This window comes from Pantoea sp. C8B4, assembly GCF_051336905.1.
Classification (GTDB): domain Bacteria; phylum Pseudomonadota; class Gammaproteobacteria; order Enterobacterales; family Enterobacteriaceae; genus Pantoea; species Pantoea rwandensis_B.
In genome coordinates this window covers 57,153-78,376 of record NZ_JBGMNK010000016.1, presented here as the reverse complement: position 1 = coordinate 78,376, position 21,224 = coordinate 57,153, and the positions used below count along the sequence as shown (strand labels likewise).

The 21,224-nt window shown below is 56.6% G+C and carries 21 protein-coding genes and 1 riboswitch; of the genes, 15 read left to right on the top strand and 6 right to left on the bottom strand.

The annotated features are described in order from the left end of the window. Positions 1-5: 5 nt before the first annotated feature. A complete protein-coding gene (gene bioA, locus ACCW76_RS17525) occupies positions 6-1,298 on the bottom strand; it encodes an adenosylmethionine--8-amino-7-oxononanoate transaminase (protein WP_436339475.1) in 1,293 nt (430 codons plus the stop codon). 87 nt (positions 1,299-1,385) lie between these two features. Between bioA and bioB the strand changes: the two genes are divergently transcribed. Genes bioB through bioD form a run of 4 tightly spaced genes read left to right on the top strand, consistent with a single transcriptional unit; the run spans position 1,386 to position 4,975 of the window. Further along, positions 1,386-2,417 (top strand): biotin synthase BioB, encoded by a 1,032-nt coding sequence (gene bioB, locus ACCW76_RS17520; protein ID WP_045816472.1) that lies wholly within the window; start codon positions 1,386-1,388, stop codon positions 2,415-2,417. Continuing rightward, positions 2,417-3,568, top strand: coding sequence for an 8-amino-7-oxononanoate synthase (bioF, locus tag ACCW76_RS17515; RefSeq protein ID WP_436339474.1), 1,152 nt, complete (start codon positions 2,417-2,419; stop codon positions 3,566-3,568). The genes bioB and bioF overlap by 1 nt, the downstream gene beginning before the upstream one ends. Then, positions 3,552-4,307 carry a malonyl-ACP O-methyltransferase BioC gene (gene bioC, locus ACCW76_RS17510; protein ID WP_436339473.1) on the top strand — a complete coding sequence of 252 codons (756 nt, stop codon included), beginning with the start codon at positions 3,552-3,554 and terminating at the stop codon, positions 4,305-4,307. The genes bioF and bioC overlap by 17 nt, the downstream gene beginning before the upstream one ends. Beyond that, entirely contained in the window at positions 4,304-4,975 is a 672-nt protein-coding gene (gene bioD / locus ACCW76_RS17505; protein ID WP_436339472.1) for a dethiobiotin synthase, read from the top strand. Before bioC ends, bioD begins: the two co-directional genes overlap by 4 nt. A gap of 200 nt (positions 4,976-5,175) precedes the next feature. Here the strand turns inward: bioD and ACCW76_RS17500 are convergent, their stop codons facing one another. Then, complete coding sequence (locus ACCW76_RS17500) at positions 5,176-5,892, bottom strand: ABC transporter ATP-binding protein (RefSeq protein WP_034821129.1); 717 nt, start codon at positions 5,890-5,892, stop codon at positions 5,176-5,178. A gap of 908 nt (positions 5,893-6,800) precedes the next feature. Here ACCW76_RS17500 and uvrB point away from each other — a divergent pair. Next, the gene (uvrB, locus tag ACCW76_RS17495) at positions 6,801-8,822 is read left to right on the top strand and encodes an excinuclease ABC subunit UvrB (protein ID WP_436339470.1); all 2,022 of its coding nucleotides are present in this window, start codon (positions 6,801-6,803) and stop codon (positions 8,820-8,822) included. A 142-nt stretch (positions 8,823-8,964) separates the two neighbouring features. On the opposite strand, the gene ACCW76_RS17490 is transcribed toward uvrB, so the two are convergent. Beyond that, positions 8,965-9,864, bottom strand: a complete 900-nt coding sequence (locus tag ACCW76_RS17490; RefSeq protein ID WP_200578348.1) for a gluconeogenesis factor YvcK family protein — start codon at positions 9,862-9,864, stop codon at positions 8,965-8,967. Between the two features lie 194 nt (positions 9,865-10,058). Then, positions 10,059-10,193, top strand: a riboswitch (molybdenum cofactor riboswitch). On the opposite strand from ACCW76_RS17490, the gene moaA reads away from it, so the two are divergent. From moaA to ACCW76_RS17455, 7 genes are all read left to right on the top strand, one after another. Further along, positions 10,182-11,168, top strand: a complete 987-nt coding sequence (gene moaA / locus ACCW76_RS17485; RefSeq protein ID WP_200538925.1) for a GTP 3',8-cyclase MoaA — start codon at positions 10,182-10,184, stop codon at positions 11,166-11,168. Its footprint overlaps the riboswitch before it by 12 nt. Positions 11,169-11,185: 17 nt before the next feature. Beyond that, a complete protein-coding gene (gene moaB / locus ACCW76_RS17480; RefSeq protein WP_436339468.1) occupies positions 11,186-11,701 on the top strand; it encodes a molybdenum cofactor biosynthesis protein B in 516 nt (171 codons plus the stop codon). 2 nt (positions 11,702-11,703) lie between these two features. Beyond that, positions 11,704-12,189, top strand: a complete 486-nt coding sequence (moaC, locus tag ACCW76_RS17475) for a cyclic pyranopterin monophosphate synthase MoaC (protein WP_436339467.1) — start codon at positions 11,704-11,706, stop codon at positions 12,187-12,189. Beyond that, a complete protein-coding gene (gene moaD / locus ACCW76_RS17470) occupies positions 12,182-12,427 on the top strand; it encodes a molybdopterin synthase sulfur carrier subunit (protein WP_038648100.1) in 246 nt (81 codons plus the stop codon). Before moaC ends, moaD begins: the two co-directional genes overlap by 8 nt. A 2-nt stretch (positions 12,428-12,429) precedes the next feature. Further along, positions 12,430-12,882: a molybdopterin synthase catalytic subunit MoaE gene (moaE, locus tag ACCW76_RS17465; protein WP_436339466.1), complete on the top strand. Its 453-nt coding sequence runs from the start codon at positions 12,430-12,432 to the stop codon at positions 12,880-12,882. 82 nt (positions 12,883-12,964) lie between these two features. Continuing rightward, positions 12,965-14,059, top strand: coding sequence for a DUF1615 domain-containing protein (locus ACCW76_RS17460; protein ID WP_436339465.1), 1,095 nt, complete (start codon positions 12,965-12,967; stop codon positions 14,057-14,059). 57 nt (positions 14,060-14,116) lie between these two features. Next, positions 14,117-14,824: a Bax inhibitor-1/YccA family protein gene (locus ACCW76_RS17455; RefSeq protein WP_038648093.1), complete on the top strand. Its 708-nt coding sequence runs from the start codon at positions 14,117-14,119 to the stop codon at positions 14,822-14,824. A gap of 180 nt (positions 14,825-15,004) precedes the next feature. Here the strand turns inward: ACCW76_RS17455 and ACCW76_RS17450 are convergent, their stop codons facing one another. Genes ACCW76_RS17450 through ACCW76_RS17440 form a run of 3 tightly spaced genes read right to left on the bottom strand, consistent with a single transcriptional unit; the run spans position 15,005 to position 17,981 of the window. Continuing rightward, a complete protein-coding gene (locus ACCW76_RS17450) occupies positions 15,005-15,979 on the bottom strand; it encodes a lysylphosphatidylglycerol synthase domain-containing protein (protein ID WP_436339463.1) in 975 nt (324 codons plus the stop codon). Next, positions 15,979-17,223, bottom strand: coding sequence for a cardiolipin synthase ClsB (clsB, locus tag ACCW76_RS17445; RefSeq protein ID WP_436339462.1), 1,245 nt, complete (start codon positions 17,221-17,223; stop codon positions 15,979-15,981). The genes ACCW76_RS17450 and clsB overlap by 1 nt, the downstream gene beginning before the upstream one ends. Beyond that, positions 17,220-17,981: an endonuclease/exonuclease/phosphatase family protein gene (locus ACCW76_RS17440; RefSeq protein WP_038648085.1), complete on the bottom strand. Its 762-nt coding sequence runs from the start codon at positions 17,979-17,981 to the stop codon at positions 17,220-17,222. The genes clsB and ACCW76_RS17440 overlap by 4 nt, the downstream gene beginning before the upstream one ends. A 176-nt stretch (positions 17,982-18,157) precedes the next feature. Between ACCW76_RS17440 and ACCW76_RS17435 the strand changes: the two genes are divergently transcribed. The 3 genes from ACCW76_RS17435 (at position 18,158) to dusC (ending at position 21,219) form a co-directional block, all read left to right on the top strand. After that, positions 18,158-18,550 carry a YbhQ family protein gene (locus ACCW76_RS17435; RefSeq protein ID WP_034821088.1) on the top strand — a complete coding sequence of 131 codons (393 nt, stop codon included), beginning with the start codon at positions 18,158-18,160 and terminating at the stop codon, positions 18,548-18,550. Positions 18,551-18,851: 301 nt separating this feature from the next. Continuing rightward, on the top strand, positions 18,852-20,258 hold the full coding sequence (rhlE, locus tag ACCW76_RS17430; RefSeq protein WP_045816461.1) for an ATP-dependent RNA helicase RhlE: 1,407 nt from the start codon (positions 18,852-18,854) through the stop codon (positions 20,256-20,258). Positions 20,259-20,262: 4 nt separating this feature from the next. Beyond that, positions 20,263-21,219 (top strand): tRNA dihydrouridine(16) synthase DusC, encoded by a 957-nt coding sequence (gene dusC, locus ACCW76_RS17425; protein ID WP_045816460.1) that lies wholly within the window; start codon positions 20,263-20,265, stop codon positions 21,217-21,219. Positions 21,220-21,224: the final 5 nt, after the last annotated feature.

The window sequence follows — 21,224 nt, the reverse complement described above, 5'->3', positions numbered from 1 at the left end:
TTAGCTTAAGGCAGGAAATGCGCCTCAACGTCCAATGCCGCGCGCACCGCCTGGGTTAACTGCGCCAGCTCTGTGGCAGAAATCAGATAAGGTGGCATCAGATAGATCAACTTGCCGAACGGCCTAATCCATACGCCACGCTCGACAAAGAATAGCTGCAGTGCCGCCATATTGACCGGTGAACGCGTTTCAATCACGCCAATGGCTCCCAGCACGCGTGCATCCACCACCGCATGATGCTCACGCAACGGCAACAGCTCACGACGCAATTGCTGTTCAATCGCCGCCACCTGCGCGGGCCAGTGCCCCTCGTTGATCATCGTCAGGCTTTCAACGGCCACCGCACAGGCCAGCGGATTACCCATAAAGGTCGGGCCATGCATAAAGCAGCCTGCCGCACTGCGGCTGATGGTGTCGGCGACTTCGCGCGTGGTCAGCGTGGCGGACAGCGTCATGGTACCGCCGGTCAGTGCTTTACCGAGGCAGAGAATGTCTGGCGTCATTCCGGCGTGTTCGCAGGCAAACAGTTTGCCGCTGCGGCCAAAGCCGGTGGCGATCTCATCGGCAATCAGCAGGATGCCGTAGCGGTCGCACAGCTCACGCACCTGTTGCAGGTAGCGCGGGTGATAGAAACGCATGCCGCCCGCTCCCTGCACAATGGGTTCAAGGATCACGGCGGCAATTTCGCGATGGTGCGTCTCGGCTAACCGGGCGAAATCGGCGAAGTCCGCTTCATTCCATGCATCATCAAAACCGCACTGCGGTGCGGCAGCAAACAGATGTTCTGGAAGATAGCCGCGCCACAGGCTGTGCATCGAATTTTCCGGATCGCACACCGACATCGCGGCAAAGGTATCGCCGTGATAGCCACGTTTTAACGTCAGGAATTTTTGTCGCGTTTCACCGCGCCCCAGCCAGTACTGCAACGCCATTTTCATCGACACTTCGACGGCAATCGACCCCGAATCGGCGAGGAACACACACTCCAGCGCTTCCGGTGTCATGGCAACCAGCTGGCGGCTCAGTTCGACGGCTGCCGGATGGGTAATGCCACCAAACATCACGTGTGACATCTTCGCCATTTGCTGCGTCAGCGCCTTGTTGAGACGAGGATGGTTATAGCCGTGAATCGCTGCCCACCACGACGACATGCCGTCGACCAGTTCGCGTCCATCGGCCAACTGGAGCTGGCAACCGTGCGCCGCGACCACCGGATAACAGGGCAGGGGATCGCGCATTGACGTGTAAGGATGCCAGATATGCTGGCGATCAAAGTGGAGGTCGTCTTGGGTGAACATCGATCTTGTAAACCATTTTGAAAAGATTTAGTTTACGAGTATAACCACGTTAATCGTCGGGATGAACCCCTTTTTTTGGAGTAAGCAATGGCAAACCGCTGGACACTGACACAAGCCCAGGCACTGTTCGATAAACCTTTCCTTGAGCTGATGTTCGAAGCGCAGCAAGTTCACCGTCAACATTTTGACCCGCGCCAGGTGCAGGTCAGTACGTTGCTGTCGATCAAAACCGGTGCCTGCCCGGAAGATTGTAAATACTGCCCGCAGAGTGCGCGCTACAAAACCGGGCTGGAGTCCGAGCGGCTGATGGAAGTGGAAGCGGTGCTGGAATCGGCGCGTAAAGCGAAAGCGGCGGGATCCAGCCGTTTCTGCATGGGCGCTGCGTGGAAAAACCCGCACGAACGCGACATGCCGTATCTGGAGCAGATGGTGCAGGGCGTTAAAGCGATGGGCATGGAAACCTGCATGACGCTGGGCACGCTGGATAACAGCCAGGCGGAGCGTTTGGCCGGCGCCGGGCTGGATTTCTACAACCACAACCTTGATACCTCGCCAGAATTCTACGGCAGCATCATCACGACGCGCAGCTATCAGGAACGCCTGGATACGCTGGATAAAGTGCGCGGCGCAGGCATCAAAGTCTGTTCTGGCGGCATCGTCGGCCTGGGTGAAACCGTGAAAGACCGCGCTGGCTTGCTGGTGCAGTTGGCGAACCTGCCAACACCGCCAGAAAGTGTGCCTATCAACATGCTGGTGAAGGTGAAAGGCACGCCGCTGGCCGATAACGATGACGTTGAGCCGTTCGACTTTATCCGCACCATCGCCGTGGCGCGCATCATGATGCCATCGTCGCATGTCCGCCTGTCCGCAGGACGTGAACAGATGAGCGAGCAGACTCAGGCGATGTGCTTTATGGCGGGTGCCAACTCGATTTTCTATGGCTGCAAACTGCTGACCACGCCAAACCCGGAAGAGGACAAAGATCTGATCCTGTTCCGCAAGCTGGGTCTTAATCCAGAACATACCGCCACGACTGCCGGAGATAACGAACAGCAGTATCAGCTCAGCGAGCAGCTGGTGCACGCCGATACCGAGCAGTTCTACAACGCGGCGGTGTAATGGTCTGGTCATCACGTATCGAACAGGCGCTGGCGGCGCGACGTGAAGCCGATGGCTGGCGTCTGCGGCGCCGGGTTGAACACAACAGCGTGCGTGAGATAACGCTGGAGGGGCGTACCTACCGCCATTTTTCCAGCAATGATTATCTCGGGCTGAGCCAGCATCCAGCGGTGATTGCGGCCTGGCAACAGGGCGCAGCAGAAGCGGGTGCGGGGGCTGGCGCATCGGGACATGTCACCGGCTATAGCCGTCATCATGCACAACTGGAAGAGCAGCTGGCTGACTGGCTGGGCTACAAGCGTGCGCTGCTGTTTATCTCTGGCTTTGCCGCCAACCAGGCGGTGATCCACCTGCTGGCGGAAAAGCAGGATCGTATCCTTGCCGATAAGCTGGCGCATGCTTCGTTACTGGATGCGGCCAGCCACAGCCCGGCGACGTTACGCCGCTTTGCGCATAATCAGCCAGAGAGCCTGGCGAAGCTGCTGGCTACCCCGTCAGAAGGCGGCACGCTGGTGGTGACGGAAGGCGTATTCAGCATGGATGGTGACAGCGCACCGCTCGCCGCCCTTGCAGAACAGACGCGGCGCGCCAACGGCTGGCTGCTGGTGGATGATGCGCATGGCATTGGCGTATGTGGTGAGCAGGGGCGCGGCAGTTGCTGGCAGCAAGGCGTGAAGCCGGAACTGCTGATTGTCACCTTTGGCAAAGGCTTCGGCGTCAGCGGTGCCGCGCTGCTGTGTGATGATGCCACGGCGGATTATGTCGAGCAGTTTTCACGCCATCTCATCTATTCCACCGCGATGCCACCGGCACAGTGTTGTGCGCTGCTGGCGGCATTGCAGCAAATTCAGCAGGGCGATGCGTTGCGTGAGCGGCTCAACAGCCACATTGCGCGGTTCCGCGCCGGTGCCGCTGATTTGCCCTGGCAGCTGATGCCATCGAACAGTGCGATTCAGCCGTTGATCGTCGGTGAAAATAGTGCGGCGCTGGCGTTATCACAACGGCTGGCACAAGCCGGATACTGGGTCAGTGCTATTCGCCCACCGACCGTACCACCGGGCACGGCACGGCTGCGTATTACGCTCACGGCTGCTCATCATCATGACGATATTGATCGTCTGCTGGAGGCGCTGTATGACGCTGCAGGTTAACAAGCAAGCCGTTGCCAAAGCATTTGGCCGTGCGGCACAGCATTATGAGCAGCATGCCGAACTGCAACGCCTGAGCGGCGATGCGCTCCTGGCACTGGCGCCTGCCGGCTTCGGGCCGCATCTGCTGGATGCGGGTTGTGGTACCGGCTGGTACAGCCGCTACTGGCGCGATCGTGGGCGCGAACTGACGGCGCTGGATCTCTCCAGCGCGATGCTGGATGCCGCACGAGAGCAGCGCTCGGCTCAGCACTATCTGCAAGGCGATATCGATAACCTGCCGCTGCCGGATGCGTGCGTTGATGGTGTATGGAGCAATCTGGCGGTGCAGTGGAGCAGCGATCTGCGTCTGGCGCTGCAGCAGTTCCTGCGCGTCACGCGGCCGGGGGGGAGCGTGCTGTTCTCGACCTTGCTTGATGGCTCTCTGCATGAAGTGCATGAGGCCTGGGCTCGGTTAGATGGCCGTCAGCACGCCAACCGTTTTCTCAGTACAGAGCAGTTCTCTGCCGCTCTCACTGGCTTACCGGTACAGTGCCTGCCGCAGATTATCACGCTGCATTTCCCCAGCGCGCTGAGTGCCATGCGTTCTTTGAAGGGCATTGGTGCCACGCATCTGCACGACGGACGTGGCGCGCAGCCGCTCACGCGCTCGCAGCTCGCGCAACTGGAGCAGCACTGGCCGCAGGATGCGCAGGGTTATCGCCTTAGTTATCACCTGATGTATGGAGTTTTGCATAAATGACACGCTGGTTTATTACCGGAACGGATACCGAAGTGGGGAAAACGGTCGCCAGTGGCGCACTGTTGCAGGCGGCAAGCGCAGCGGGATTACGTACCGCAGGATACAAGCCTGTGGCATCGGGCTGTGAGATCACCCCTGAAGGCGTGCGCAACAGCGATGCGCTGGCGTTGCAACGCTACAGCAGCCTGACGCTCAGCTATGAGCAGGTTAATCCATTGGCATTTGTCGAGCCGACGTCGCCGCATATTGTCAGCGCGGAAGAGGGCAGGCCGATCGCCTTTTCTGCCTTATCCGCCGGATTGCGTGCGCTCGAGCAGCAGGCCGAATGGGTATTGGTAGAGGGCGCGGGTGGCTGGTTTACGCCGTTATCCGAGACGCAGACCTATGCCGACTGGGTCGAAACAGAACAGCTGCCGGTGATTCTGGTGGTGGGCGTAAAGCTGGGTTGTATTAACCATGCGATGCTGACAGCGGAAGCGGTGAAGGCGCGTGGGTTGCGGTTAGCCGGGTGGATTGCCAATGATATTCAGCCGCCGGGTAAGCGACATGCTGAGTATATGGCCACCCTGCGTCAACGTATTGATGCACCGTTCCTTGGTGAAATTCCCTACCTGGACAGTGAAGCACAACAGGCCGAGTGCGGTCAGTATTTGACGTTGCCGCAATAATGAACCTGTTTTAGATGCGCTTCCATGCGCACTCTGGTTTATATCGCCCGTAGGATCGTTGTGGATGGCGAATCTATCTCAGGAGCGCAACAATGCGCCCCTGACGTCATTTCGTCCGTAGGGCCGCCATAAACCCGCACCTTCAATGTCAGATTATGAACCAACATTTGGGGTGCAGTTGATTGATGGCGACCAGGTCATCAGGTCGCTGTCAGCCACTTATTCACCGTCACATCATCCAGCAAAGCGACCTTACCCTGCGCCACATTGCGACCACGGTGAAGCAGCAGGAAATAGTCTGCCACGCGGCGGATAAAGGAGACATGCTGCTCCAGCAGCAAAATGGTCAGGCCGTAATCGCGATTAAGACGGCGAATCAGGTTGCCCATCTCCTCTTCCAGCCACGGAGACATCCCTTCGGTCGGCTCGTCCAGAATCAGTAGTTTAGGTTGCAGCACTAATGCTCGCGCCAGTGCCAGCTGCTGCTGTTGATCCATCGGCAATTCGCCACTGCGCTGATGACGCAAGGAATAGAGTGCCGGGAACAGATCAAACACCATTTCAGGAATGGCACGGCTGCGATCGTCCTGGGCGGCCATCAGCGCGATCATTAAATTATCCTCCACGCTCATCTGCGAAAAGATATGGCGACCTTGCGGCACATAACCGATCCCCATGCGTGCCCGCTGTTCAGCGGGCTGCAGCAACAAATTCTCGGGTGGCGAGCCATCTTCCTGCCAGATCATCGAGCCACTGTTAATGGGCAAGCGACCCATAATGCAGTTCACCAGCGTGGTTTTGCCCATGCCAGGACTGCCCAGCACACCCGTACAGGTACCGGGCGGCAGATCGAGATCCACATCCCACAGGATATGGTTGTGACCGTAGAACTGATTCACCGAACGTAAACTCAGCATCTGACATACTCCTTCCAGATTATTTGCCTGAATGCTCCCGCTCTGTGTCGTCTGGCATACAGTCGTGCACGATTAGGGTGGACACTGCTGTTGTTAGCTCGCAAGGCAAGCCGTATGGACTCGTCACTCCATCGTTAAACTGTTGCAATTACCAGGCCAGGTTAGTGGGACGAGGCATTCTGCGTCAGAATCAGGTGAAAGCGGGCTTAAAAGGTGAGTAATGCTTAATAATTCCACTGAGTAATAACCTGACTGCACTTTGACGGTGCTGAATGCTTAACGTTTCTGGTGCATCTGTTCACTGATAAGGCAATCACTGAAGAAATAAGTGGTCTTAAGGTACGGTTTTCACGACAACAATGGTGCTTGACTTGTGAAAAGGATAGTTAAAGCGGTTTAAGGCAGGCGGAAAAAAAACGCAAAAAAAAATATTTCGCACGCCAGGATAAGAGCGGAGAAAATTATACACAGCTGATGGGCTCGGGGCTGGATTCAGTTATCCACTATTCCTGTGGATAACCTTGTGCATTAGCGACTGAAAACCGTGTGGAAGCGAGGAAATACGCGGCCTGCATACATTATGCTGCGAAACTGGACTTTAAGGTCATTATCAATAAAATCAGCAGGTTAATTAAAAGCAAGCCTGAGATTTTTCTGCCTTGTCATCGGACTGCAATTTAATGACGCTCTCTTGACAAATGTTAAAAGCGTCACGGCTCTGGGGATAACCTTGCGCAACAAGCTTTTGTCTTTTGCCGCTTAAATTGCACTGAAGCGAAACAGGTGCTTTCCCCGTTATCGTGCAAGATATCTGTAAATATATCCAGTATTTTTTTCTGGCAAATTCGTCATAGCAGAGTAGAATTATCAGCCTGCTCGCTGACATCTTCTGCAGGAACCGCAAAACCATGAGTAAAGCCTTCAAACTCAACTCTGAATTCAAACCTTCAGGCGATCAGCCTGAGGCCATTCGTCGTCTTGAAGAGGGGCTGGAGGATGGTCTCGCACATCAAACCCTGTTGGGGGTAACCGGATCGGGTAAAACCTTTACCATCGCCAACGTGATTGCCGATCTCAATCGCCCGACGATGGTGATGGCACCGAACAAAACGCTGGCGGCGCAGTTGTACGGTGAGATGAAAGAGTTCTTCCCGGATAACGCCGTGGAGTTTTTCGTCTCGTACTACGATTACTACCAGCCTGAAGCCTATGTGCCGAGTTCCGACACCTTTATTGAGAAGGATGCGGCGGTGAACGAACACATTGAGCAGATGCGTCTCTCGGCCACCAAAGCGATGCTGGAGCGCCGCGATGTCATTGTGGTGGCCTCGGTCTCGGCGATTTACGGCCTCGGCGATCCCGATCTCTATCTAAAAATGATGCTGCACCTTACGCGCGGCATGATTATCGACCAGCGCAGCATTCTGCGCCGTCTGGCGGAGCTGCAATATACCCGCAACGATCAGGTGTTCCAGCGTGGCACCTTCCGCGTGCGTGGCGAAGTGATCGACATCTTCCCGGCAGAATCCGACGACATCGGCTTGCGTGTCGAGCTGTTTGACGAAGAAGTTGAGCGCTTGTCGCTGTTCGATCCGCTGACCGGCCAGATTGAGTCCGTGATTCCGCGTTTCACTATCTATCCGAAAACGCACTACGTGACGCCGCGCGAACGTATCCTGCAGGCGATGGAAGAGATCAAAGTCGAGCTGGTGGATCGCCGTAAGGTGCTGCTGGAAAACAACAAACTGCTGGAAGAGCAACGCATCAGCCAGCGTACCCAGTTCGATCTCGAAATGATGAACGAACTCGGCTACTGCTCCGGCATTGAAAACTACTCGCGCTATCTCTCGGGTCGCGGTCCGGGCGAGCCACCGCCGACCTTATTTGACTATCTGCCCGCCGATGGTTTGCTGGTGGTGGACGAATCGCACGTTACCATTCCCCAGATTGGCGGCATGTATCGCGGCGACCGCGCACGTAAAGAGACGCTGGTGGAGTATGGGTTCCGCTTACCTTCGGCGCTGGATAACCGTCCGATGCGCTTTGAAGAGTTTGAAGCGCTGGCACCGCAAACCATCTATGTTTCGGCCACGCCGGGTAACTATGAGCTGGAAAAATCCGGTGACGAAGTGATTGATCAGGTGGTACGTCCCACCGGGCTACTGGATCCGATTCTGGAAGTGCGGCCGGTCGCCACTCAGGTTGATGACTTACTGTCAGAAATTCGCAAACGCGTGGCAATCAATGAACGTGTGCTGGTCACCACGCTGACCAAACGCATGGCGGAAGATCTTACCGAATATCTGGTGGAGCACGGCGAGAAGGTGCGCTATCTGCACTCCGATATCGATACGGTTGAACGTATGGAGATCATTCGTGATTTGCGTCTCGGTGAATTCGATGTGCTGGTGGGCATCAACTTACTGCGCGAAGGTCTCGACATGCCGGAAGTGTCGCTGGTGGCGATCCTCGATGCGGATAAAGAGGGCTTCCTGCGTTCCGAACGTTCACTGATCCAGACTATTGGCCGTGCGGCGCGTAACATCAACGGTAAGGCGATTCTGTACGCTGATAAGATCACCCCTTCGATGGAACGCGCGATGGGCGAAACCGAACGTCGTCGAGAGAAGCAGCAGCGTTACAACGAAGAGAATGGCATTGTGCCGCAGGGCCTCAACAAGAAAATCACCGATATTCTTGAGCTGGGCAAAAACGTGGTGAAAACGCGCGGCAAGGGCAAAACTGCCTCACGTGTGGCGGCAGAAGAAGAGGCCAACTATCTGGCGCTGACGCCACAAGCCATGCAGAAGAAAATTCACGAGCTGGAAGTGCAGATGCAGCAGCACGCGCAGAATCTGGAGTTCGAAGAGGCCGCCAGCGTGCGCGACCAGTTGCACCAGCTGCGCGAGTTGTTTATCGCCGCCTCTTAATAGAAGCGTGAGGGTTTGGGTCGTCATCAAATGACGGCCCAACGAAAGCTTTCGTTATGTCCTGTGAATAGCGCCCCTACGCTGGCAGCGTGCTATATCTGTCTTCGTAGCGAGCGCCATCACGCGCACGGCTTTCGCAGGGTCACACCGCCTGAATCGCATGTTCTAATGCAATCCGCAGCAGCTGGCGGTCATGGCGATACTTGATATCGGCGGCCTCCAGCGGTTCGCGTACAATCAGGCGATCTTCCACACCGCTGACGTCCGCTGACGGGCTAACCACCACGGCATCAATCACTCGCCTGCCGATGGCTTTTTCCATCATCGCCAGTTTATCCGCCACCGTCAGGCTGGCGGCCGGGCTTAACTCGCGTCCAAGATTGCCAATAAACACCATGGTGGCTGGGGTGCGGCGCAGCGCGCGTGCCATCTCCTCCATCAGCAGAATGGGCATCAGGCTGGTGTAAAAACTGCCTGGGCCAATCAGGATCAAATCCGCTTCCGCAATCGCATCCAGTGCTTCTTTAGTGGGAGTGACATTGGGATGCAGCATCAACTCTTGCGGCGGTTGCTTCATCTCATCAATCGCCGTTTCGCCATACACCATATTGCCTTCGCAATCCTGCGCCACCAGGTCTACCGGTTGCTCCGACATCGGAATCAAGAAGGCATCGACTTTGAGCAGATTGCGGATGATGTTGATGGCTTCAAGCGGCCGCACGCTAAGGTGATCGAGCGCCTTCAGCATCAGGTTACCGAGATTATGGCCGGCCAGTTCACCGTTACCGGCAAAGCGGTATTCAAACATTGCCGACGCCACGCTCGGTTCCATGATCAACTGGTTCAGGCAATTACGCATATCTCCCCAGGCAATACCGCCTTCCGAACGACGAATGCGTCCGGTGGATCCGCCGTTATCGGTGGTGGTCACGATGCCGGTCAGGCGTGAGCCCAGCGGTGCCAGCGCCGACATCACACGACCCAGGCCGTGCCCGCCGCCCAGTGCTACCACGCGATCCAAATCTGCCAGGGTACGATTCATGCTGTTCCTTTTAACTGACAACTGCAGGTTGTCGTGCAGTTGAAGTGATGTGTATCAATATCTGTCGCGCATTTTACCGTATCCTGCGGCGAAAATGCGGTGAAAAAACGTTATGTATCAATATATATAGCGAAATTCACTGATGGATGCGAGGGAGAAATCGCGCTACCATTCGAATTAACCGTGTTGTCCACAATGACAACAGACTCCCAAGCCTGGCATGCCTAAGTCATAACGATATGGATGCCTGGCCGCAGCATCGCTGCCAGGGTGCAGAAAGAAATGACTGCATCTCCCGTATTTGGAAAGGTGTTCAGGTGCCACAATTTACAGATGCCTATGCGCGCAGCTTCTACTATCTGCGCCTGTCGGTCACGGATGTGTGTAACTTCCGTTGTACCTACTGTTTACCCGATGGTTATAAACCGAACGGTAATCACAACAAAAGTTTCCTCTCGCTGGACGAGATTCGCCGCGTGACGCGTGCCTTTGCGGCCGCGGGCACGGAAAAAGTGCGTCTCACCGGCGGCGAACCCTCTATGCGTCGCGACTTCACCGATATCATCGCTGCGGTGCGCGAAAACGATGCCATTCGCCAGATCGCCGTGACCACCAACGGCTACCGAATGGCGCGAGACGTGCGCGCGTGGCGTGATGCCGGGCTCACCCACATTAACGTCAGTGTCGATAGCCTTGATGCGCGCCAGTTTCACGCCATCACCGGCCAGGACAAATTCGCGGAAGTGATGGCCGGAATTGATGCCGCGTTTGACGCCGGGTTCGAGAAGGTCAAAGTCAACAGCGTGCTGATGCGCGATCTCAACAGCCACAGCCTGGCGACCTTCCTCGACTGGATCCGCACCCGTCCGATTCAGCTGCGCTTTATCGAACTGATGGAAACCGGCGAGGGCGGTGATCTGTTCCGGCGTCATCACATCTCGGGTGAAGTGATTCGCGATCAGCTGATCATGCAGGGTTGGCAGCGCCAGTCGCGCGGTCGCAGTGACGGACCCGCGCAGGTGTTCCGCCATCCTGACTATCAGGGTGAAGTCGGTTTGATCATGCCTTACGAAAAAGATTTCTGCGCCAGTTGCAACCGTCTGCGCGTGTCTGCCATGGGCAATCTTCATCTGTGCCTGTTTGGCGACGGCGGTGTTCCGCTGCGCGATTTACTGGCATCCGATGCCCAGCAGAGTGAGTTACAGGCGCGTATTGCCCACAGTCTCGGACAGAAAAAGCAGACGCACTTCCTGCATCAGGGCAACACCGGCATCACACAAAACCTCTCCTTCATTGGCGGCTAAACACAGGAGTTACAGCCATGGGTAAACCTACCGGCGAGTTTGTCGCCTTGAATGTGGCGGTGATGACCGTCTCGGACAGCCGTGATGCCAGCAATGATAGCTCGGGCGACTACTTGCGCGAGGTACTGACAGAAGCCGGGCATCAGGTGGTGGATCGCGCGATCGTGCCCGATAACCGTTACCGCATTCGCGCCACGGTGTCGCGTTGGATTGCCAGCGATGATGTGCAGGTGGTGATCGTCAACGGCGGCACCGGCTTTAATAGCAAAAACAGTACGCCGGAAGCGCTGCTGCCGCTGTTTGATCGGGAAATTGACGGCTTTGGCGAACTGTTCCGCATGATCTCATACGAAGAGATTGGCAGTTCCACGCTGCAATCACGCGCGGTGGCCGGGCTGGCGAATCAGACGCTGGTTTTTGCCGTGCCGGGATCGACCAACGCCTGCCGCAGCGGCTGGGAACGCATCATTGAAGAACAGCTGGATGCACGCACGCGCCCTTGTAATTTTGTCTCTCATTTGAAGAAGTTGTAAGCATGTCATCATTAACTCATATCAATGCCGCTGGCGAAGCCCACATGGTTGATGTCTCCGGTAAAAACGAAACAGTGCGTGAAGCCCTGGCCGAAGCGCTGGTGCTGATGAGCGCGGAAACGCTGCAGATGATCATCGACGGCAGCCATCATAAAGGCGATGTGTTCGCCACGGCACGCATCGCCGGGATCCAGGCCGCGAAACGCACCTGGGAGTTGATCCCGCTGTGCCATCCGCTGATGTTGAGCAAGGTGGAAGTGACGCTGGTAGCCGAGCCTGAGCACAACCGCGTGCGCGTAACCTCGCGTTGTCGTCTGACCGGAAAAACCGGCGTGGAAATGGAAGCGCTGACCGCCGCATCGGTGGCTGCGCTGACCATTTACGACATGTGCAAAGCGGTGCAGAAAGATATCGTGATCGATCAGTTGCGTTTGCTCAGCAAAAGCGGCGGAAAATCCGGCGATTTTCAGGCGGTGGCACATGATTAAGGTGCTTTTTTTCGCCCAGGTCCGTGAATTGACCGGCACCAGCACGCTGGAGCTGGCACCGGAGTATCAGGATGTCGCCACGCTGCGAGCCGCGCTGGCCAGCAAGAACGATCGCTGGGCGCTGGCGCTCGAATCCGGCAAGTTGCTGGCAGCGGTCAATCAGACGCTGGTGCCGATGACTCATCCACTGCGTGCGGGTGATGAAGTGGCATTCTTCCCGCCGGTCACCGGAGGATGAGCATGGCCACACGTATTCGCGTTGGCATTGAGCCTTTTGATGTCGGTGAGGAGTATCGCCAACTCGCCGCGCATGACAGTGATGGCGCGGTGGTCACCTTTACCGGCAAAGTGCGCAATCACAATCTCGGTGACAGCGTGGCCGCTTTAACCCTGGAACACTATCCGGGTATGACGGAAAAAGCGCTGGCAGAAATTGTCGAAGAGGCGCGTCAGCGCTGGGCATTGCAGCAGGTGACGGTGATTCATCGCGTGGGCGAACTGTTCCCCGGCGATGAAATTGTGTTTGTGGGAGTGAGCAGCGCCCACCGCAGCAGCGCGTTTGCCGCCACCGAATTCATCATGGACTACCTGAAAACCCGCGCGCCGTTCTGGAAGCGTGAAGCCACTGAACAGGGCGAACGCTGGGTTGATGCGCGCGACAGTGACCATCAGGCCGCCGATCGCTGGAAGTAGCGCGTAAAACCGACCTGCTCTGATAGCCGTAGCGAGTTGAAAACGTTAAGGTACGGGTTTTGCTGGCCTGTCAGGGAACAAGATGAATACCACTAAATTGCTCAAAGGCGCGGCGCTGCTCACCGCGCTGGTACTGGCCGGATGTAGTACCAAAAAAGAACCGCAGGCCCCCGCGCGTCAACCCGCCGACGTCAAATCCCAAATTCAGAAGTTACTGCCAGGCGATGTCAGCCAAAAAAGCGCCTGGGCGGATGACATCTACACCGCGTTTCGCGTCCAGCAGATCAATCCCAGCGCCAGTAATGTGTGTGCAGTGATCGCCGTCACCGATCAGGAGTCCAATTTCAGTGCCGATGCGCCGGTGCCAGGTTTACCCAAAATCGCCTGGGGTGAAATTGACCGCCGCGCCGCCAAAGTTCATGTCCCCGCGTTCTTAGTGCGCACCGCCTTACTGATTAAATCGCCCACCGGGGAAAGCTACGCCGCGCGACTGGATAAGGTGCGCAGTGAGAAAGAGCTGAGCGCAATTTTCGATGATTTTATCGACATGGTGCCAATGGGGCAGAAGCTGTTTGGCAATCTCAATCCGATTCACACCGGCGGGCCGATGCAGGTCAGCATTGAATTTGCTGAAGCGCATGCCAAAGGCTATCCGTATGCGATTGATGGCTCGATTCGTCGCGAGGTGTTCACCCGCCGAGGCGGCATCTACTTTGGCACGCTGCATCTGCTCGGCTATCCGGCGGATTACAGCCAGATGCTGTACCGTTTTGCCGATTTCAATGCGGGTTGGTACGCCAGCCGCAACGCAGCTTTCCAGGCAGCCGTGGCGCGCGCCAGCGGCATCAAACTGGCGCTGGATGGTGATCTGATTATGTACGGTAGCGAGCAAGCGGGTTCCACCGAATTAGCGGTACGCACGCTGAGCAAGCAACTGGATATGAGCAATCGGGAAATCCGTCGCGACCTGGAGAAGGGCGATACGGAAAGCTTCAGCAACAGCACACTCTGGAAGCAGACGTTTATTCTGGCTGATAAAATGGCCGGTAAACGTCTGCCGCGTGAAATGCTGCCGGGCATTAAACTGGAGAGCCCCAAGATTACCCGCAACCTGACTACCGCCTGGTTTGCCCAGCGCGTAAATGGCCGATATCAGCAGTGCTTGACGCGCCGTTGACGCAATGCGGTGTAGACTCCACACTTAGAGCGTTTGTCTAACTTAAAGAGGTGCATCATGGACCGATATCCACGTAATAATTCTATCGTGCAGCAGGCGTCCACCGGGCTGCAGGCGTATATGGCGCAGGTTTATGGCTGGATGACTTGCGGCTTGCTGCTAACCGCCTTTGTCTCCTGGTTTGCAGCGCGCACGCCGGCGGTGATGGAGCTGGTGTTTGCCAATCGTATCACCTTCTTCGGGCTGATCATTGTGCAGCTGGCGGTGGTCTTTGTGCTGTCGGGCATGGTGCATCGCCTGAGCAGTACCTTAGCCACCGGTTTGTTTATGCTCTATTCGGCGCTGACGGGCCTGACGCTGGCCAGCATTTTCCTCGTCTACACCTACTCCTCGATTGCCAGCACCTTCTTCGTGACGGCAGGGATGTTCGGTGCCATGAGTTTCTACGGTTACACCACCAAGCGTGATCTTAGCCGCTTCGGCAGCCTGCTGTTTATGGCGCTGATTGGTATCGTGCTGGCGTCACTGGTGAACTTCTGGCTGAAAAGCCCGGCGCTGATGTGGGCGATCACCTATATCGGCGTAGTGGTGTTTGTCGGTCTGACCGCTTATGACACCCAGAAGCTGAAATCGATTGGCGAGACCATTGACGTCAATGACAAAGAGAACTTGCGTCGTTACTCAATCATGGGTGCATTGACGCTGTATCTCGACTTCATCAACCTGTTCCTGATGCTGCTGCGTATTTTCGGCAATCGCCGTTAACTCCCGCTCACCGCTTTTGGCTGGTGTGAATGCGCCTCCTACAACCTCCGAACAGGATGCGTGTAGGGGGCGCAATTGGTTTTGGCCCGCGCGCATCAATGTAGACCTTATCCATCTGCACCGCATTTTTTAGGGGGCGCCATTGATGGCGGCCTCTGCGTGTGAGGGCCTTCTCTTCGGTTATCCCGCGTCCGAATTCGCCATCTTCTGTTCATTCTTTTGCCGCAGTTGTTTTGCGCGACTCTCCAGCACCAGATACAACACCAGCGCCAGCAGCAGCGGCAAAATAAAGTAGAGCACGCGATAAGCCAGCAGGGCGGCGATGATAGTGCCGTGAGAAATCTGCTCGCCAGCCAGCAGCGCCAGAAATACCGCTTCCAGTACCCCGATGCCTGCCGGTATATGAATGATCACCCCGGCAATACTGCTAATCAGCAACACACCCAGCACTTGCGGGTAATCCACCTGTCGCGCCAGCAGCAGCCAGATAATGGTGCCCATCACCAGCCAGTTTGCACTGGAGACGGCAAACTGAATCAGAGCCATACGCAGCGACGGCAACTGTAAATGCTGCCCCTTGACAGTCCAGCGGCGTTTTTTCGCAAAGGCGCAGGCCCATAAATAAATCGCGACCAGCGCTAATAACACCGCACCAATAATGCGCAGAGTGCTTTCGCCGATAAACCAGCGCGGCGGAATCGGCACCATGCCCGCGACAAACACCACGCCCGCCAGCAGGATATAGCCGAGCCAGTTGGTGGCGATACTCATGGAAAAGATGCGCGTTATCGTGCCGCCGGGCAGGCCGAGACGGGAATAGAGACGATAACGCATTGCCACGCCGCCCACCCAGGTACTGAGCGTCAGGTTGAAGGCGTAACAAATAAACGACACCAGCATCACCTGACGCTTGGCCAGTTTGTGTCCGCAGTAGGCGCGGCCGATCAAGTCATACACGCCATAAGTGAGATAGCTGACCACCACCAGCGCCGCCGCACACAGCACCACATAGCGGTTGTAGCCGACGATCACCTGATAAACGTCCTGCCAGTTTACTTTGCGCGCATAGATCACCAGCAGCACGATCACCGCAAGAAAGAACAGCCAGGTGAGGATTTTCTTTGTCCATTGCCAGCGCGAATGTTTTTTGCTCATCAGGGTTTCGCTCCTTCGTTACCGGTTTCGACCCGATCCTGGGTTTCCATTTCTGGTTGAACCGGGGGATCAACCTGCGCCAGCGAAGGCGTGTGCGCGGGCAACCAACCGGCAATGGCCGGGAAGTGACGCAGGAAATGGAACACAATCACGCTTTTGGTGAGATGCCACCAGGTGCGCGGCGGCAGTTTGTCATCCTGCACACGCACACAATCGTGCTGAAGCAAGGCTTCCAGATTGTCACGCAGCGTCTGATTGAAAGTGCGATCGTGCACGATGAGATTGGCTTCCAGATTGAGCGATAAACTCAGGGGATCGAGATTGCTGGAGCCTACCGTGGCCCAGTGCTGATCCTGCACCGCAATTTTACCGTGCAGCGGGCGGCGGCAATATTCGTAGACTTCAACCCCGGCATCCACCAGATAGTTATAGAGCATTTCGGCGCCCACTTTGACAATCGCCATATCCGGTTCGCCCTGCACGATTAGCCGTACACGCACGCCCCGCTGTGCGGCACTGCGCATTTCACGTAACAGGCGATAGCCGGGGAAGAAATAGGCATTGGCGATGATCACGTCCTGCTTTGCTTTTCGCAGCATATCGAGATAGTGCTGCTCAATGTCGTCGCGATGGTCGTCATTATCGCGATAGACAAACAGCACCTGTGCATCGCCGGGCATGGCGTTGACCGCCAGCCGCGGTGAACGTCCTCCCCACCAGCGGCGTGTGGTCTGTTTGCTGCCAATGGCCTGCTGGACGTAGCGGGCGATATCCAGAACCACCGGTCCCGTCACCTCGACCGCATAATCCTGCTTCGCTTCCGGGCCGTAATCAGTATTGTGCTCGGCGGAGAAGTTGATGCCGCCGACGAAGGCGAGGGCATCATCCACCACCACGATTTTACGGTGCAGGCGACGGAAGACATTGGTGCGCATGCCCAGCACCAGCGGGCGAGGATCGTAATAGAGAAAACGCACGCCGGCTTCGGTCAGCGTGTTCACAAACGCGTCGGAGAGATCGTGTGAACCGTAGCCATCCACTATCACTTCGACCTTCACGCCACGCTGCGCCGCCGCCAGGAGATCGCTATGCAGCGCATTGCCGACGTCGTCTTCAAACAGAATAAACGTCTCCAGCAACAGCGAGCGCTCGGCACGTTGAATCGCGGCTGAAACGCAGGGGAAGAATTGATCGCCGTTCTCCAGCAACCGTAATTGATTGCCTTCACGCCAGCTGAAATTCATAAAAAAATCTCCACAGCCAGAGGGGCGTGATCGGAAAGGTGTGACCAGGGTTTCACTGGCAGCGCCCAGGGCTGGCTGACGGTGGCGTTGCGGATATAAATGCGATCAAGCCGCAGCAGCGGAAAACGTGCCGGGAAGGTGCGTGCCGGGCGGCCATTTTTCATGCTGAACACTTCCTGCAGTCCCGCGCTGCGCTTCAGGAAGCGGTTAGCACGAACCTGCCAGTCATTGAAATCTCCGGCCACCACCAGCGGTGCATCGTGCGGCAGGGCGTTGATACGATCGCTCATCATCTTCATCTGCGCCTGACGGTGCTGCGCTTTTAACCCTAAATGCACACAAATGACATGCAGCGGATCGGGGCGATCCGGCAGGCGAATCTGACAGTGCAACATGCCGCGCTTTTCACTTCCCGCCACAGAAATATCGAGATTTTCATATTCAACAATAGGGAAACGTGACAATATCGCGTTCCCGTGATGTCCCTCGGGATAAACTGCGTTACGGCCATAGGCAAAATCATGCCACATGGTATCGGCCAGATACTCGTAATGAGAGTTTTCCGGCCAGTTCTCAATGTGCAGCGAATGGATAGCGTGGGTGCCCATCACCTCTTGCAGGAAGACAATATCCGCCGAGGTGGCGCGGACAGCGTCGCGCAATTCCGGCAGGATAAAGCGGCGGTTAAAGCTGGTGAACCCCTTGTGGGTATTGATCGTCAGGACTTTAAATGAAAATCCTTGCGTGTTTTGTGGCATACTTCGACGCGCTCCTTTTCATCATCAACAGCACAAAGTGTAGTCTTTGTCACAAATGGATGGTGAAGGGCGCAGAAAATTAGGGCGTTATCCGAAATTTGCTTTACATTGAGGAAATCCGTCTGGCTGCAGCCAGATACACTTGGGCGACCTGTTGGGTCTGCCAGGAGAAGAGAATGAAATGGTCTAATCGTGTTCAGATCGTTACCGGTCAAACCTGTTTGCACATTGCCATGCACCTGCTGGTGATTGCCGCGCTGGTTTGGGGCTGGAAGCACAAGGCGCTGGTTGAAGTGAGCAGTACCCTGGTAGCAGCTTATGCAGTGGTGTTTATCGCCATGCTGGCTCTGCAGCGTAGTGCCCGTTTACGTCGCATGGGTGACGCGCTGGAAGAAGTCACGACAACGTACTACTTCGGCGCAGCGATGTTGACGCTGTTCCTGATCTCTCGCTTCATCCATAACAACCTGTTGATCGGTTGCCTGGGCGTGGTGATGTTGGTCGGGCCGGCACTGGTGTCACTGCTGGCGAAAGAACCCGCGCATCGCGTGGAGAAAAAACGCAGCTAAGCTCAAGCTCAGTGGCGAACAGAAAGGAGCCGAATGCGGCTCCTTTTTTGTTATGCGCCGCGCGATAACGGGCGTAGTGAGCAACGACACCACGCTTGCCACGTCAGGAAGATTACCCACATCATGTTACAGTGCCGTGACTATTGTCAGTCGCGGTGGCAGCGGAAACCTGCTAAACTCCCGCCCTTACGCATGGTAGTTTGTGCCCTTTTCACACGTGAGCCCACTAGGCTTGCGTCATATACCCCCTGAAAACTACATCGCTGACGGCGAACAGGGCGGTTCGGAGTAATACACCTGCATGTCATTTGACTCTCTCGGCTTAAGTGCCGATATTTTGCGTGCGGTAGCGGAACAAGGCTACCAGGAACCGACGCCGATTCAGCGTCAGGCCATTCCCGTAGTGCTGGCGGGCCGTGACCTGCTGGCGAGCGCCCAAACCGGTACCGGTAAAACCGCCGGTTTCACGCTGCCACTGTTGCAGCGTCTCACTGCGAATCCTTCTAACGCGCGCGGCCGTCGTCCGGTACGTGCGTTGATCCTCACCCCTACCCGTGAACTAGCGGCGCAGGTGGGCGAGAACGTCCGTGAGTACAGTCAGTATCTCAATATCCGTTCACTGGTGGTCTTCGGTGGCGTGAGCATCAACCCGCAGATGATGAAACTGCGCGGGGGGGTGGATGTGTTGGTGGCGACCCCTGGCCGTCTGCTGGATCTGGCGCATCAAAATGCGGTTGATCTGTCACAGGTCGAAATTCTGGTACTGGATGAAGCGGATCGCATGCTCGATATGGGCTTTATCCACGACATCCGCCGTGTACTGGCGCGCCTGCCGGCGAAACGTCAGAACCTGCTGTTCTCTGCCACCTTCTCGGATGAGATCAAAACCCTGGCGGAAAAACTGCTGACCAACCCGGAACAGGTTGAAGTGGCGCGTCGTAACACCGCCTCGGAACAGGTTTCGCAGCAAGTACACTTCGTTGATAAGAAGCGTAAGCGGGAACTGTTGTCGCTGATGATTGGTCGCGATAACTGGCAGCAAGTGCTGGTGTTCACCCGTACCAAACACGGCGCTAACCATCTGGCTGAGCAGCTGAACAAAGATGGCATCACCGCAGCGGCGATCCACGGTAACAAAAGCCAGGGCGCGCGTACCCGTGCGTTAGCTGACTTTAAATCCGGTGGCATTCGTGTGCTGGTGGCGACGGATATCGCTGCGCGTGGTCTGGATATCGAAGAACTGCCACACGTCGTGAACTACGAGCTGCCAAACGTGGCGGAAGACTATGTGCATCGTATTGGTCGTACCGGTCGTGCTGCGGCAACCGGCGCCGCGCTGTCACTGGTGTGTGTCGATGAACACAAACTGCTGCGTGATATCGAACGCCTGCTGAAGCGTGAGATCCCGCGCATTGAGCTGGAAGGTTTTGAAGTAGACCCGAGCATTAAAGCGGAACCGATCCAGAACGGTCGCCAGCAGCAGGGTCGCGGCCAGGGCCGTGGTCAGGGTGGTCAGGGTCGTGGACAAGGCGGTAATGTCTCTCGCCCGCACAGTGGCAACGGTCAGCGTCCACAGGGTGGCAATGGCGCACGTCCACAAGGCGAAGCGCGCCCGGCACGTCGCCAGGGCAGCAGTGCCGGTCAAAATGCGCCAGCCGCCAACAGCGGTCGTCGTCGTCCGGCAGCGAAAAAGAGCGGGAACATCTAACGCGATGAGGGTATTACTGGCACCGATGGAGGGCGTACTGGATTCGCTGGTACGCGAACTGCTCTCCGGGGTAAATGATTATGATCTGTGCGTCACTGAGTTTTTGCGCGTGGTCGATCAACTGCTGCCAGTAAAATCCTTCTACCGTTTGTGTCCCGAGCTGCACAACAGCAGCCGAACGGCTTCCGGTACGCGCGTGCGTATGCAGCTCCTCGGGCAATACCCTGAGTGGCTGGCAGAAAACGCCGCGCGTGCGGTGGAGCTTGGCTCCTGGGGCGTCGATCTCAACTGCGGCTGTCCATCAAAGCTGGTGAACGGCAGTGGCGGCGGCGCCACCTTACTCAAAGATCCTGAGCTGATTTATCGCGGCGCGAAAGCGATGCGTGAAGCCGTACCCGATCACCTTCCCGTCACGGTGAAAGTGCGTCTGGGATGGGATTCGGGCGAGCGCCGCTTTGAAATTGCCGACGCGGTGCAGCAGGCCGGCGCCAGCGAACTGGTGGTGCACGGTCGCACCAAAGAAGAGGGCTATCGCGCTGAAAGCATTAACTGGCAGGCGATTGGCGAAATTCGCCAGCGTCTGTCGATTCCGGTGATCGCCAACGGTGAGATCTGGAGCTGGCAGGATGCGCAAGACTGTCTGCGCGTCACCGGTTGCGATGCGGTGATGCTGGGCCGCGGTGCGCTCAACATCCCGAATCTCGGTCGTGTGGTGAAATATAACGAAGCACCGATGCCGTGGCCTGAAGTGGTCGAACTGCTGCTCAAATACACGCAGTTAGAGAAGCAGGGCGATACCGGCATGTATCACGTCGCCCGCATCAAACAGTGGCTCGGCTATTTGCGTAAAGCCTATAACGAAGCCGATGGGCTGTTCAGTGAAATCCGCACCCTGCGCGTATCTGCAGAGATCGCCACGGCGATTGAGCGCCACGCCCTACAGTTAACCGCACCGGTTTAACCCAT